Origin of the sequence: Peribacillus sp. Bi96, from assembly GCF_918698115.1 — a bacterium.
Taxonomy (GTDB): Bacteria; Bacillota; Bacilli; order Bacillales; family DSM-1321; genus Peribacillus.
On record NZ_CAKKLV010000012.1, the window covers coordinates 53,303 to 68,530 of the forward strand.

Genomic DNA, 15,228 nt, shown 5'->3' on the forward strand with positions numbered 1-15,228 from the left:
AGCGAGTACCTGGAGTGGGACGCAACAAAAAAAAACTGTATTCAAGCCCGATTATTAACGAGTTTGCCTACAGTCTGAAACGCTTGGATACCCAAGCGTTTTTATTTTGCCCAATTTTCCTGCTTCATTAATTCCAGCGATTGAACCAATCCTTGATTCTTTGTTTATTTTTCTCAAGAACCTCCTTCGATGTCCGGTTATCTTTTTGTTTTTTCCATTCAAAGAAAGAGGCAATTCCGATAAGCAGCCCTCCGCCGATGATTAAATACAGCCACCATGGCATCTCGCTCCACATCGAATTGGTGTTACTATAAACATTGAACAAAATGGTGCCAGTTCCAGCGATGAAATAGGATTTATATTTCAGCATGAATCCAAAGAGCATGGCCGCCAAAGACACTGTGCCGATAATGAGCGCATCATATAAGGTATTGCTTGCCATTGCATCAATGATCAAGACCAAAAACAAGAGAAAGACGATGCCAATCTCAATATATTGCGTGATTTTACCTTTAACATAGACTTTCTTCAGCAGAATGGTGCTGACGATGAACAGCGGCAGAATATCAGCCTCCTCCTCAAGGACAGCAGGTATCGTGATTTGGTTGATGATGACCCAATACGGATATAGACTGAACAATATCGCTGCAGCCAAATGGATTTTTCTTTCTACCATTCCTGATGTCATGCTTCTCATCAGGATGAAATATGTTGGTATTAGAAGGGCTGCGATGATTTCCAGAATGAAATGTGCAGGCTCCACCGTCAAAACATTCATATTCATGGCCAGTAAAAGTAGCAGACCATATATCCTGTAGGAATCGACCGTTATACCCTGATCTTCCTTTTTAAATAGTCCATCGAAATAACGACGGCTTAAAAGCAGCATCACTAGCATGCAAATGAAAAGAACCATCACCCCCATTACAACCGATAGGTTCCCGGCATAGACCACGATGCTTAAGAAAGGATACAAACTGACTAGAGCAGCAATATTAGCATAGATTCTCCTTGCTTGCCGCTCCTTTGTTAAGGTTCTCAGTAATATGAAATAAGCCGTTAACAAGAGCGATACAAAAACCTGAAGTAACTGATGCTTGGTATCATTAAAAATCTCCACATTCATGTCGATCAAAAAGAATAAACCATAGATTCTAAACGGATCGAAGCTTCTCCCTTCTTCGTTTTTCTTGAACGACCCGTTGGAATAAACCATACTTAGCAACAACATTCCTGCCATACAGACAAAAAGAACAGCCAAACTCGTGAAGATCGGAAGCGTATGGGCATAGTCTTTGATATTCATAAACGGGAAAAGGCCGATGATAACCGCTATTCCTGAGTAAATGTTTCTTTCTTTCTCCTGAATCGTGAAGCGTCTCATCAGGATGAAGTAGCTCGGTAACAGTAGGGAAACTAAAATCCCCAATATCCCAAAACCCCTATCCCTCATAAACACTTCCAGATTCATGGTACATATATATAACAGGCCGTATATCCGATAATAATCAATGAATCTCATTGTTCCCTCTTGTTTGACCAAACCCTTGAAATAGCGACGGCTAGCGAACACCATCACAGCCGTGCATACAAACAATACGATAAACGCCATAACCAGAGGTAATGTATTTACATACATATTGTAGAAAATGAACGCCAGGCTTAAAGGAACCACAGCGTAGTTCCGCCAATTCCTTTTCATGAGCAGATACCAAGCAAACAAGAACTGTACTGTCAGCAGCCCTACCCAGACCGCTTCCCGGTTTAGCGGAAAATCCCGGATTGCCGTTTCCAATATGGATATAGTAATCGCCAAATGAATGAATGGAATAAGGTAATACTCCATGATGCCTTTCCAATTCTTATTGGATGCAGCCCACAAAAATGTGATGATTCCTGCTGTTATCATCATGCATAATGATGTGATGAATACTATTTGCTCCATGTTTGCCAAAAATAAATGGACCTGTAGGAAAAGCACGGAAAAACCTAGATAGGTAAATACGTATTTTTCCCACTTCGCACGTGAACTTATAGCACTGAACATATAAATCATCAGCTGTGCAACATATAAAAACGGCGAACTTTTCGTTTGGACAATAAGCAAATACCCAATAGGGATCGCCAGTAAATTGGCTAGATGGCTGGCGTAAAGGAAGTACAGTTTCCCATTTTTCGAATATTTCCCTAGCACTTCTCCTAAAAGGAAAAAGATAAAAGGGCCGAACAACACGAACGTAATTTTCATCACCATTGAACCAAAATCAAAAACATCATAGAGTGAAGCATATAGGCCAGCACTTGTAATCACGACAGGCACCCAAAATATGTGCTTCCGATGCACATGGACGGACCAACCGTTTATTGCAGAAACTAGGGCCAAAACCCCGCTTGCCCCCAATGGATTCAGCGAATCGAACGGAATCCATATAAAGGAAAGGAGAGAAAGAATCTGTCCACTATAACAAAAAACAGGAAAGAATGTATGAAATCCCTTTTTTACGGTGTAAGCCGCAATGATGGAAATCAGTGAAACCGCCATTAAATAGATACTGACTGGGATATTTGAACGGACCCAGCCGGCACTCTCCATCAAATATGGATAGAATGCAACCAAAGCCAAGACAAAAGTGATGGGAAATCCATAAACGGCGTTTTCCTTCATGTGCTTTGTATCGTCTTTTAAATATGTGATAAAGAAAAGCCCAGAGATCATGACGAGGGCAACACTAACTGCAAGCCAATCCATTTCGCTAAATTTACTTGCTAGGATTACGAGCATGATCATTGGGGAGATAAGTAAGATACTACTCTTGAACAAGCTGTACCTTGGATGACGATTATATAAATACAATCCAAGATATTGAATGACCTGAATAATAAAAATCAGATTCAAAACGGTAGACAAAGAGAATGCTAAGGCAAAGAAAAGATAGACGAACGCTAAATTGAAAACACCAACGGCCGGGTAGGTGAAGCTTTGATTTCTCGATTGAAGGGAAGCATAAACAAGCTGTGCGGAAACGATCATGAGCGCAATGAATAGTTGCGCATAGTTTTCCTGATACACCATCGCGTTTATATATAAGAAGACAATTCCACTCTCAATCAAACTGGTAAACATGAAGTTCTTGGAAAGCTTAGTCATTTTCACTTTAGCCAAATATTTCGATAGAGCCGTAAAAATGATGGGTACAAGTGCAAAAGCAATGACCGAGTACTCGCTTAAAATAGAATTAAAAACAAAATGTATATAACCATACGTAAAAATGGCGCTAAAAGCCATTTCATAATATTTCTTTTGGAATTTAACGGCAAAAATCAAAAACAAAGCAGCAAAGACAATCAACGTTAGTGAATAAGCAAGGTTACTTGCAAATAACGTCAAAATCACAAAGGCTTCCACAATGATCTTAAACTGGATGAATTGAAAAATGATTGGTTTGAATAGTGTTAATGCTTTTTGATTTTTCAATTGCTCAACATTCCATAATAAGATGATGTTAAGGGCGCCAATCGCCAAAAACATCCACTCGATAGTCGGCGTCAAAAAGGCTAAGCCGAAATAGCAGGTAATGCCAAACGTAAATATGGAAATGAAAATGAATATTTTCGACTTAAAGTAGTCAGCAATCTTAACATATATGGCTAAGCAGAGTAATCCTCCAAGGAACCCCAGCAGCCCCCGCCCCCCACCATGAAGTGAAAGATACTCTCCAAAGATCTGATAATATGATGCTGATAAAATCGTTATCGGAATAAATAATCCCGCTAATGTCAGGAACGCAAAAGCCGTCTGTTGAATTTTCAGCTTCGAAGCGATGAAGGCCATTCCCGTGAAAATGACGGATACCATTCCAATGAAGATAACTTTCAGGATTGCATTCAAATCCCCCCATGAAGTGGTAGCCAAAATCAACCCACCGAACAGAAGTAATATGACCCCGGTGAGCAGGACGACAGAGATATTCCGTTCCCTGATTTGCTCAGGTGTTTTCTTCGGCTTTGCCGGTTTTACCGGTTGCTCCCGCTTGATTACCTGCTGTTGCTGTTGAATAACCTTTTTCCTTTCTGTGCCATTCGCCATGACTGGTTCAGGACTTTCCTCCGAAACCAATTCCTTAAGGTCATAACCGATCTTCTCATCTTTCATTTTTGATTGGTTCAATCCAGCAGATTCCTGTAATTCTAATGAGCCTTCTTCTTCAATCAGGCTATCTTGATCCCTCTTCACGAAACTTTCACCCATGATGGGGTCAGGTCTTTGATTGGATTTCTTTTTTTCATGCTCCAAGCGCTTTTGTTTATAGATCACTAATAGGAAATGCCGATCGTATGCCCTGCTAATCCGGATATATTCTGATTTATGGATCAGCCGCCTTTCCCATAAAGCGTCCAGTTCTTCCTGGAAAATACGCTTCCTTTTTTCTAATGTCATTTCTTCATTTGAAGAATCATTCATCCCCAAGATTCCCCTTCCTTCACATGGACCTTATATCATCGTATGTATATTCACTTTTCGATAATAACAAAGTTTTACCATTTTTTAAATATTAAGGATGATTCCATCAGAAAAACAAATGACACCAGCGACATTCCAGCAATAAAAAAAAGAATGACTTCTCCTGAAGTCATCCAATGTCCTTACATGGATTTTAGCTTATCCTCACTTCTGATAATCCATAAATAAACGAGCATCGAAATAAAAATCGAGATGGCTGCGGTGATATAGATACTCCTATAACCAAAGAGAAAGCCAATTTGCCCGAACATGATGGCACCTATGCCCACTCCAAGGTCAAAAAAGGAAAAGTACGTTGCATTCGCCATCGCCTTCCGATTTGGTGCCGTTTTTTCAATGGACCATGCCTGCAACGCCGGCTGAACGGAGCCGAACCCAAATCCATAAAGCACTGCCGCAATGAAAAGGACCACTTCACTTGGCATCCAAGCTAGCAGCAGCATCCCTGCCATTATGAGTACTGTCGAAGGCAGAAAGATTGCCCGATGGCCCCTTCGATCATATAATCTGCCTGAGAATAACCTTGTGACCATGAGGGCCATTGCATAAACCAAAAAGTACCACTGAATTCCTTCCACGCCTTTTTCTGCTGTATAAAGGGGAAGGAAAGTCGCAATTCCACCAAATGTAACGGAAATGAAGAAAATGAGCAAAGATGGCTGGAGGGCACTTTTTTCATAAACATCAAACCTTTTGGCTACCACTGACGTTGATGGATCAGTTCCCACTTTTTGATATCGAATAAGTGATGCCGTAATGATGGCAAACAAGCCTAATAATGAGCAGATTAAAAACAACTCTTGAAACGGAAGGATAGTAACTAGAAAAAGACCCAATGCTGGCCCGAATGCCAGTGCTAAGTTACCCGATAATCCGTAATATCCCATCCCCTCACCACGCCGTTTCGCAGGGATTATATCGGAAGCAATCGTGCCTGAAGCCGTTGAAGAAAATCCCCAGCCGACGCCCTGTACAATCCGCATCATGAATAACAAGCCGATGCTCCCCATAAAACCGAAGGAGCCCACCGACAATGCAAAAATGGCTAACCCGGCAAGAAAAACGATGCGCCTTCCCTTCGTCTCCAATAATCTGCCGGCAATTGGCCGAACAAGCAAAGCCGAAAAGGTGAAGATCCCAAGGACAGCCCCCACCAGGCGATCGTCACCTCCAAGCTGCTCAACAAACAATGGGAGGGTTGGCATCGTCATTTGAAACCCCATGAAGATGCACAGATTGGCCAAACAGATCATGATAAAGTCATGCGTCCAGATTTTGTCAGTACCTCTTACCCGTTCATCCACTAAGGTTTCCCTCATATCCCTTCACCTTCTAATAAATATAGTCATTGCCAGTTTACTAAAATCGGTTAAAATAAGCGAATGATTTATTTCGTGTACCTAAATATATATATATAAATAAAAGCCCACTATGACACTGGGCTCCTCCTTTAACATTCATAATGAAAAGCTGACATAACCCTTTTCGTCTACTTACCTTCCGTATGCAAACTAACAATTTAGTTTCGCCATGCTGTCATACATACTACCATTGCCCCTATTCATCATTCATACAGCGGAACGACTCGGAATCCTTTTAGTTGAAACGAATCCCGCCAATCTAATGCCCAGGAATCAACCATACTGCTAGTGAGGAATGGTAGTATCGCCCTATCTTATTGTCCCCCATATCCTTCATCTAACCGACCGAACGAGTTTCTGTTCTTTTCTTCGCCGTTTATCTTGAAACATTTTTTGATCTGCTTCCATGAATAAGCTATCCATATTCCCTTTGGAATGCGAACGGTAAGCATGCCCGAATGACATACTGATGTGAAGGCCTTTGTTAACAGAATTATGTAAAAGGATTTCTTCATTTAATAATTTACAAAGAGATTCCACTTCTCGCTTACTTCTATCAATCAATAGAATGGCAAACTCATCTCCTCCCACTCTTGATACAACAGCGATGTCCGAAAAAATTCCTTTCAATAGATTTGCCGCTTCTTTAATCAATTCATCCCCTCTCTTATGGCCATACGTATCATTCATAAATTTCAGTTCATCTAAATCACACAATATCATCGCAACCTGAGTGTCAAAATCTAGATTGGATTTGGCAGATATATTATCGAAAAACTGTCGATTATGGATATTCGTTAATGGGTCATGGGACATTTGATACTCCATATCCTGTATGAATCTCACTCTTTCATCGATATTCCGAATGATTCCTTGAACGGCTACCAATTGCTCTTCTTCATATATAGGTGTAGCATATTCCTCGAACCACAAATAGTTCCCCTCGTTATCTCTCCATCGTTGAATGACCGGCTTAGTATAATCAATCCCAACGTATACCTTTTCATTTAGGATTTCAAAGTCATCAGGATGAATTCTTTCAAAAGGCAAGGAAGGGTCATTGTAAGCTTCTTCCAAGACACCCTGACCTAAAAATGTATTGATGGATGGACTTAGATACCTAAACTTGGAACTTGGATTTGATTCGTAACAGTAGATAATATCCTTAGAACTTTCCACTATATTAAAAACCTTTTTTTGCTCTTCGAATCCTTTCTTCAGATAATCCTTTTCCCTTTTCTTGCGAGTGAAGATCGTACGTTTAAATATATCTAATGACAATTTATTGAATTTCATTCTACAGCCCCCATACTTTTGAAGTCATTTTCATTAAAATTTTTCCCTTGGGTTTGATGGCGGACTTACACGGTTCATTCACGACTTTTAACATAATTATCCTTTCTATATTATAATTCCAAAAACATCTAAAAGGAAAAACATTAAATGTATTTCCTTATGAAAGGAGACAGCTGTTTTGGCTTCCGTTTATGATTCATTCCTAAACCTGTATTACCATAAGCCAAAGTCCGTTCATGAAAATAAACTGGCCGCTTCACTGAAAAAAGCAGACCCTAATGGGTCTGCAGTTTTTTTAGATTTTTAAAATTTGACCGTTGATTTCCCCTCCAGGCACTCGCTTTCCGCGCTTTTGCGCCTGTGGGGTCTCCCTTGGACTCGTTTTTCCCGCAGGAGTCTCGTACACCTGTTCCAATCAACTTTGTTTTAACAGTTAGATAGAACTCATTTGCCTACAGTCTTTTTGTTTTAAAATAGAAGTATTAAAACTTTAGGTGATATGGATGCTTTCTAAACATAATTTTATTCAGCGAGATTAACTTGAAATGATTACTTTAGATCAACTGGTACCACCTAACCATTTGGTTCAAATTAAATAAAAAATCAAAAAGGCTTCGGGATGGGACCATTCCGAAACCTTTTTGTCTGCTTTTTCATGTTTCAAGGCTATTTCGTTACTTCTATCTTTCCATTATTCGTTTCCAATTTCACTAAGTTTTCACCCTTGCCAATGACAGTATTGCCATCATACTTACCAAGGATATCTATTTTCCCATTGTCTACATGAACATCAAAGGTCGTATTTGTCGGTTCATTCTCTGTTTTGATCATGATTTTACCGTTATCACTTTCGAGGTCAATCATCCTATCCAGGTCTTTCGTGGCCAATCTGATTATACCATTATTCGATGACCCCACCAGATTACCCTCTACATGATTAAGATCGACTCTTCCATTAGCGGATTTCACTTCGACTTTTTCGGTTATTATTTCATTTAATTCCACCCGGCCATTTTGAGATTCCACATATAGATTTCCAATTTTCAGTTCTGACATTTGCACTCTACCATTATCGGATTCGACGACAAATGATTTATAAGATTTATCAGGCACATACACCTTTAAATGTAAGGGTTGAATATGAAAGCCAAAGCTAAAGGTACGTTGATCTTTTAATTTTACTGATAGCTTCTTCCCTTCTACAGCTGCAGTGAAATCTAACTTGGAAACATCCACCCCTTTTGAAACCAACTCTATCGTGGTGTCCTTATCCTTCGTTGGAATGATTTCGACAGTTGCATTGTCAGTGTCGATTTGCACGTCCGTAACGATATCCGAAATCGTCTTCTTCTCTGTAGTCGCTTTCTGATTCGTCACTTGGGAAAACGTAAACATACTTCCAATTACTCCAATCAATAACAATACAAGTGCAATGATCGATAATTTTTTAACATTAATCATTTTTCAAACCGCCTTTCACAAGGGAAGCGTTAAATTTCAAATAGCGAATGAATCCTTTAGTTAAAGCACTCGTAGCGACAAACATTCCCATGGCAATGAAAATCCCAATCCCGCATAGTCCCAAGGCAAAGAACAGATCAAACAATTGAAAGCTGCCCACTATAAGGTTAAAAAGTACACCAAACGGAGCAAGAATGAATGATATCGCCGCTGCCCATCCTGCAATAACAACTCCAACCAATGCTATAAAAGGTCCCAAAACGATGACTAAATTAAAAAATCCCAAACCAATGACTGCCCAAACGGCCCGCATTACATTACCGGCAGAAGTCGTTTGTTCGACTTGACCAAGATGGTAGGAGGCCAATAGTTCCTTTGAGATCTGTTTAGGATTCCCAAGTGATGTGGAAATTTCCTGCTCTGTCTTCCCTTTTTCCATTCCAATTGCGAAATACTCTTCGTAATCTTGCAGGATATCCTGCCGTTCCTCTAAGGAAAGCCTGCTTAAAGAGGCGTTCAACTGTTTTATAAACTGTTCTTTATTCATTGGTTCACACCTTCCTCAATTAATTGATTGACCCCTTTGGAAAACTCATTCCATTCCGTCAGCAACTCTTGAAGGTATTTCCGGCCCTTGTCTGTTAACTTATAATACTTACGCGGCGGCCCTTCTGTAGATTCTTGCAAATAAGTCGTAAAATATTCTTCCTTCGTCAATCGTCGTAAAAGTGGATATACGGACCCTTCTGATATCTCAATCTGATTTGAAATCTTCTGTACAAGTTCATAGCCATAGCGATCCTGCTTATCCAATAAGACAAGGACACACAGTTCCAAGACACCTTTCTTAAATTGTACATTCATGGCGCCATCACTCCTTCCAAAAATTTTTCAGTATAGTTCAATAAACAGTACTGAACATCGAATAATACATCCTATGCAAATAATTTACCACACGGTATTGTTTATTGCAAGGTACTGAAAATATTTATTTTTTTGTCATACATGCCCTCCAATGAGGGTAGAAGAAAATTAAGATATATTCAAAGCTGAGAGAGAATACGTTGTATAATAGTAAAATATGGAAAGGGGGAATTGTTTTGGCCAAAAAACAAATAACGAAAAAACGATTCGAGTTTCTCGAACATGAATTTAATTACCTTGAAAAAGGAGGAGTCATTTCCCAGCAAGAAAAAGAGAGGATGTTAGCTTCCTATAATGTAAAAGGAAATTTGAGCTTCATTACTATACTATTATCCATTGGGGCACTTCTTTTAGGTTTAGGCGTATTGACCTTCGTTGCCAGCAACTGGATCTATTTGAATAAAGCCGTTAAATTCCTACTTATCATTGCATGCCTCATCGGAGTGAACTTTGCTGGTGTAAGGTGGCAGGTACGCTTTCCCAAAACGTCACGAAGTCTGCATTATGCAGGTATTCTGATTTTTGGTGCAGGGATTTTTTTAATTGAGCAGATGTTTAACATAAGCATCAATTTCAATAGTTCATTTTTATTATGGGCCATCGGAACGGTATTCATCGGTTACTATTTAAAGGATGTCTTCATTCTCCTTTTTACATCATTCCTGCTTTTCATTTATATTAACGGAAGTATATTCCTTGATGAAACGTCTTATCCGCTAGCGATTCTTGTGTTTTTACCAGTTTTATACATCACATTAAAGAAGTTCGATTACCCTAAATATCTGGCCTTTTCCCTTAACGCTTTAGCCATCAATACAATCACTTTATTTTTAATGGAATTCGTGCCGAAGTTGGATTTTGATAATTCGAATACGATTGTCCTTTCCATTCTATTTGTGTTGGGAATCCTGCTGGCCTATATTCCAGTCAGAAATAAATTACAAAACATCACCCACATACAAGGGCATATCTTACATGGTATTTCAGCACTCTTCCTTACTTTTGATTTTTCAATCTGGTTCCCTTTAGCATATTTCGTATTTCTACTATATCTCATTCTCAAAGGCAGTTTGACCAGCATCGTGATCATATGTGCACTGATTTTCAGATATTATCTCGATTCCTTTGACTTCCTGCCAAAATCACTTACATTCATCATCGGCGGCATCATGCTTATCGGTTTTGGTTTCTTCTTTGAAAATCGACGAAAAAAAGGAGGAGCTCTCAATGAATAAGTCATCGTTCCGACCACTCATCGTATTCACCATTCCTGTCTTGATTCTTTTAGTCTTGGCGATTCCTCCAGTCTGGACAACAATGACAGGAGATGAAATCAAGATCAAAACCGCTCCGGTCGACCCGACTGACTTGTTTCGTGGCAGCTATGTGGCCTTGAATTACGAAATTGAATCCGTTAAGCCTTCACAACTCGAAGACTCGATTAAATCCGAGTTCAAAACAAGAAATATGGGTGATTATAAAAAGGTATATGTACGTTTGAAACAAAACACTGATGGACTTTATGCTGTCGATTCCGTGACGAAAGACAAACCCAGCAAAGGCATTTACCTTAAAGGGGAATTGGAAATCCCTTATGACCTGCAAAATGTTACAACTGTTCATATCAGATACGGTCTGGACAATTATTTCGCATCCGAGGAAAAGGCAAAGGAAATGGAGACCGATGCATTGGCCAATCCTTCAGTGGCGGTAGTAAAGGTTCGTAATGGCAATGTTGTATTAACGGACATTGTCATTGAATGAATGCATCCCCGTAAACTGGCAAAAAGAGCATCGGATTTTCGATGCTCTTTTTTTGTTGGACTTTTTAATATGGTAGTGTTACTTAATGACCCGTTTTGCTCCGATATATTTATCTTTCCAATACTTATCACTCATTTTGACAACCTTGACACCTTTGGTGGTGGTCCCGATAAATGTCCCATTTCCATAATAGATTCCTACAAAGGAGACCTTCCCCTTAATGCCTGTAGCATAGAAGACCAAATCTCCAGCTATTAAGTCTTTTTGTTTCACGGTCTTGCCTATTTTATATTGGTCGGCACTTGTTCTCGGAATTTTCATTTCTGTCGCTGCACTTTTATATACATACTGGGTCAGACCGCTTGCATCGAACCCTTTAGGTGTCGTCCCTCCGTATTTATAAGAGCTTCCCACCTGCTTCTTTGCCAAAGCGGCCACTTCTTCACCATAATTGATGGACGCTGAAGCATTAGCCGGACTGAATATGAATGCGGCCAACAATGCCATAAGTAAAACTATGGCTGCAAGCCACTTTGAAACTGGTAAACGATAACTCATCCTTTTTCCTCCCCAAACTGAAAATGAACCACAATTTTAAATGTATGTTGCCTTTCGGTTTTCATGCCAAAAAGCATCTTTTTTACTCATCCATCTTCTTCTCTGCCCCAAAAAAATAACCAGATAATACCGTTGTGTAACTAGACGGTGTTATCTGGTTTCCCCTACATCTTCTGTAGATTAAAAGAGATCAAGGCCAATTATTTAGGTTCCTGGTATGTTCGAGCATTCTCGCTGTCTCTTATGCCTTTCGTGGTATGATCGACCACACCTCCGACACCAAAGAATGTAAGCGCTATAAAGTTAATGATGCCCAGAGCCCCGCTCAATGCATCATCAGAAATGGTGAAGCCTATTGGAGTGATGAAATTGTTTATGAACGCCGCAACCATCTGTGCCAATATTAAAAGCCCAGGAAGGAGTACAGTGAATATAAACGTCGGATTCTTAAGGCGCACTTTCCAGTTGATCATTGCTATGCCCCCTATCTATCATATTATGTCCGCTTCATTGAAGAAAGTTTCGGACTTGCTATATATTATGCTGCTTGTCCTTTTTACGTTCGGAGATTCCATGAAATAATATATCAATCTAGTTTCCATACTAAAAAAAGGTCCACCTGGGGATGGACCTTCTTAGACTACAAAATAGATTTCAAAAAAACGCTAGAGTTTGCCTTACTTTAACAAGTAAGTAACAACTTCCTCAAGCTCTATAAATTCCTCAGCGTGCCAGTTGATATCTTCCTTTTGAAAATAATCTTCTGCCTCCATTGGTAAATTGGTAGTCCGCAAACCCTTTCTCTCAATCTCCCCCGGAATGGCCGCTGCCGACAAGTCCTCAGCCATCCAAAACCGTTTATACTGCTGAGCCAATTTGTCTTTTTCGAACTCTCCTACCATTTGCCCCCGGTTTATAAATATCAGGTAATCGGCAAGCCTGCGAATATCCTCCATTTCACAAATGCCTTAATGATACTTGCTGCATTGTCTGTCCTGTTTCTTTCTAAATAAATTCACGAAAAGTAAATAAGCGGGAGAAAACAAAAAGAAAGAACGTTCGATCCGAGATCGAGCGTTCCTTTAACCTGAATATATTGAATGCTGGATTTTTCACACTCCAATTTTCTCCTCCAAAAACACTCGAATCCGTTCAGCTGCTTCCGTCAATCTCTCAGCCGGTTGGACCAAGGCCATCCGGACATACCCTTCACCCTGCTTCCCAAAAGCATCGCCAGGTACCACTGTAACCCCTGCTTTTTCAATCAAGGCATAGGAAAAATCGCGTGAATTCCAGCCAGCAGGAATTTGGGCCCAAATGAACATGGTAGCAGCTGTTTTCGGCACATGCCATCCTCCTTTTGCAAGGCCTGATATCAAGGCATCACGACGTGACTCATATTCCTTCACCTGATCGGATAGCAGCGAAAGGTTTGAAGTGAGCGCCATTTCAGCAGCTTTTTGGATGGGATAAAAAACCCCATAATCGATGTGTGATTTTAAAGTTCCCAGTATGTTCAATGCATCGCGATTGCCAACGACATACCCAATACGGCAGCCGGCCATGTTAAATGTTTTCGAAAGTGAATTAAATTCAATCCCCACTTCCTTGGCACCCGGGATGGACATAAAACTAATTTGGGGATGATTATCAAATATCAACTCTGAATAAGCAAAATCATGAACCACCAGGATCTCATTCTTTTTTGCAAACGCGATGACTTCTAAAAAGAATGCTTCATCCGCAAGGGCGGTGACTGGATTTCCTGGATAACTGATGATCATCATTTTCGTTTTTTTCACTATTTCATCCGGAATTCGGTTAAGCTGCGGCAGGAAACGATTCTCGGCAGTAAGCGGCATCGGATGTATGATTCCGCCAGCAAGCTCTACACTCGCTTCGTAAATTGGATATCCCGGGTCTGGCACCAGCACATGATCTCCCGGATTTATCATCGCCATTGCCAAGTGTGCAAGGCCATCCTGGGATCCCATCAGTTGGAGGACTTCCTTTTCTTCATCCAGTTCAACTCCGTAACGCTGCTGATAAAAATGACGGACTGCTTTATGGAATTCAGGCGTACCTTTTAACGTATACCCATAGGAACTAGTATCCTGCGCATACTTCACAAGCGTATCTATTACAAATTCAGGCGGTGGTAAATCAGGACTTCCAACACTCAGGTCGATAACATCCAACCCTCGTTTCATTGCATCCTGCTTGCGGGTCGCCAGCTCTGAAAATATTCCTGTTGTGAATCTTCCGACTTTTTCAGATGGAGTCATATTCATTATGTGATTCCCCTCCATTAATAATCTTTTTCTATCATTATAGCAATCAATCTCTAGCAGTTTATATCCCTTTATTAGAACTGTTGAGTATCTGTTCAAATGCTTCATCAAGATGATTGAATTTAAATGTATACCCTTCCTTTTCCAATCTTTCAGGTAAGACCCAGCGACTTTTTAAAATCAATTCAGTTTCCGTCCCCATAAAGAAGGCCCCCATTTCAAGCATGGGTGATGGGCAGGGCATTCCTATCGTTTTATTCATGGCCTTTCTCAAATGGGCCATCAGCTCACGATTTGTAACTGGGTGCGGAGAAGAACAATTGAATACCCCGCTCAACTCTTCATTTTTTCTCAGGAATAGGACAATGTTAAATAAATCATCAATATGTATCCAACTGAATTTTTGATTTCCCGAACCTTGGTGGCCACCCAGTCCAAATTTAACCAAATTCCTAAATGGGGTCATCACTCCCCCATCGCCCAAAACAATGGCGATCCTCAAAGCAATTTGTCTCGTCTTGGGTAACTGGAAATCAAAAAATGAGCGCTCCCATGCTTTCGCTACATCAACGGAAAAGCCTGAACCGATTACCCCCTCCTCCTCTGTCATTGGTTTATCTTCAGCGTGCCTGTATATCGTTGCCGTACTTGAGTTTATCCATAATGAAGGAGGATTTTCACAATGTTCAATCGCTTGTCCGAGCACTTCAGTCGTTTCGGTTCGTGAATCTAAAATTTCTTTCTTATTCTTGGCATTATAGCGGCAATTGACTGTTTTTCCTGCGAGGTTGATCAACATATCCGAATTATCGATCGTCTCCCTTATTCCTACTTTATCTTCCCAGCCGATATGCGGGGTTTGCCTGGAGATGATCCTCACCTCATACCCCAAGTTCTTGAAATGCCGTTCAAAGTATTGACCGACAAAACCAGTCCCGCCAGCTAAAACCACTTTCTTCAGCATATAACCAACCCGCTTTCTTTTATGAGTGAATAGGTCGAATGATAACTATTTTTAACCTTTTTGTGATTTAATTCACAATTATACCAT

13 protein-coding genes are annotated in these 15,228 nt (G+C 40.3%); 2 read left to right on the forward strand and 11 right to left on the reverse strand.

What is annotated here, in order from left to right; all coding sequences use genetic code 11:
• Positions 1-127: 127 nt before the first annotated feature.
• The 6 genes from LQ203_RS15615 to LQ203_RS15640 form a co-directional block, all read right to left on the reverse strand.
• Positions 128-4,462, reverse strand: a complete 4,335-nt coding sequence (locus LQ203_RS15615; RefSeq protein WP_230159294.1) for a hypothetical protein — start codon at positions 4,460-4,462, stop codon at positions 128-130.
• 182 nt (positions 4,463-4,644) lie between these two features.
• Entirely contained in the window at positions 4,645-5,841 is a 1,197-nt protein-coding gene (locus LQ203_RS15620; protein WP_230159295.1) for an MFS transporter, read from the reverse strand.
• A 375-nt stretch (positions 5,842-6,216) separates the two neighbouring features.
• A complete protein-coding gene (locus LQ203_RS15625; RefSeq protein ID WP_230159296.1) occupies positions 6,217-7,179 on the reverse strand; it encodes a sensor domain-containing diguanylate cyclase in 963 nt (320 codons plus the stop codon).
• Between the two features lie 666 nt (positions 7,180-7,845).
• Positions 7,846-8,640 (reverse strand): DUF4097 family beta strand repeat-containing protein, encoded by a 795-nt coding sequence (locus tag LQ203_RS15630; protein ID WP_230159297.1) that lies wholly within the window; start codon positions 8,638-8,640, stop codon positions 7,846-7,848.
• Positions 8,633-9,187 carry a DUF1700 domain-containing protein gene (locus tag LQ203_RS15635; RefSeq protein WP_230159298.1) on the reverse strand — a complete coding sequence of 185 codons (555 nt, stop codon included), beginning with the start codon at positions 9,185-9,187 and terminating at the stop codon, positions 8,633-8,635. The genes LQ203_RS15630 and LQ203_RS15635 overlap by 8 nt, the downstream gene beginning before the upstream one ends.
• Positions 9,184-9,504 (reverse strand): PadR family transcriptional regulator, encoded by a 321-nt coding sequence (locus LQ203_RS15640; RefSeq protein ID WP_230159299.1) that lies wholly within the window; start codon positions 9,502-9,504, stop codon positions 9,184-9,186. Before LQ203_RS15640 ends, LQ203_RS15635 begins: the two co-directional genes overlap by 4 nt.
• Positions 9,505-9,740: 236 nt before the next feature.
• On the opposite strand from LQ203_RS15640, the gene LQ203_RS15645 reads away from it, so the two are divergent.
• Positions 9,741-10,799: a DUF2157 domain-containing protein gene (locus tag LQ203_RS15645; protein ID WP_230159300.1), complete on the forward strand. Its 1,059-nt coding sequence runs from the start codon at positions 9,741-9,743 to the stop codon at positions 10,797-10,799.
• On the forward strand, positions 10,792-11,328 hold the full coding sequence (locus tag LQ203_RS15650) for a GDYXXLXY domain-containing protein (protein ID WP_230159301.1): 537 nt from the start codon (positions 10,792-10,794) through the stop codon (positions 11,326-11,328). The genes LQ203_RS15645 and LQ203_RS15650 overlap by 8 nt, the downstream gene beginning before the upstream one ends.
• A gap of 78 nt (positions 11,329-11,406) precedes the next feature.
• Here LQ203_RS15650 and LQ203_RS15655 read toward each other — a convergent pair whose 3' ends face one another.
• From LQ203_RS15655 to LQ203_RS15675, 5 genes are all read right to left on the reverse strand, one after another.
• A complete protein-coding gene (locus tag LQ203_RS15655) occupies positions 11,407-11,886 on the reverse strand; it encodes a C40 family peptidase (protein WP_230159302.1) in 480 nt (159 codons plus the stop codon).
• A gap of 200 nt (positions 11,887-12,086) precedes the next feature.
• Entirely contained in the window at positions 12,087-12,359 is a 273-nt protein-coding gene (locus LQ203_RS15660; protein WP_230159303.1) for a phage holin, read from the reverse strand.
• Between the two features lie 204 nt (positions 12,360-12,563).
• Positions 12,564-12,842 carry a hypothetical protein gene (locus LQ203_RS15665; protein WP_230159304.1) on the reverse strand — a complete coding sequence of 93 codons (279 nt, stop codon included), beginning with the start codon at positions 12,840-12,842 and terminating at the stop codon, positions 12,564-12,566.
• Between the two features lie 156 nt (positions 12,843-12,998).
• Positions 12,999-14,177 (reverse strand): LL-diaminopimelate aminotransferase, encoded by a 1,179-nt coding sequence (locus tag LQ203_RS15670; RefSeq protein ID WP_230159305.1) that lies wholly within the window; start codon positions 14,175-14,177, stop codon positions 12,999-13,001.
• Positions 14,178-14,238: 61 nt separating this feature from the next.
• A complete protein-coding gene (locus LQ203_RS15675; protein ID WP_230159306.1) occupies positions 14,239-15,141 on the reverse strand; it encodes a TIGR01777 family oxidoreductase in 903 nt (300 codons plus the stop codon).
• Positions 15,142-15,228: the final 87 nt, after the last annotated feature.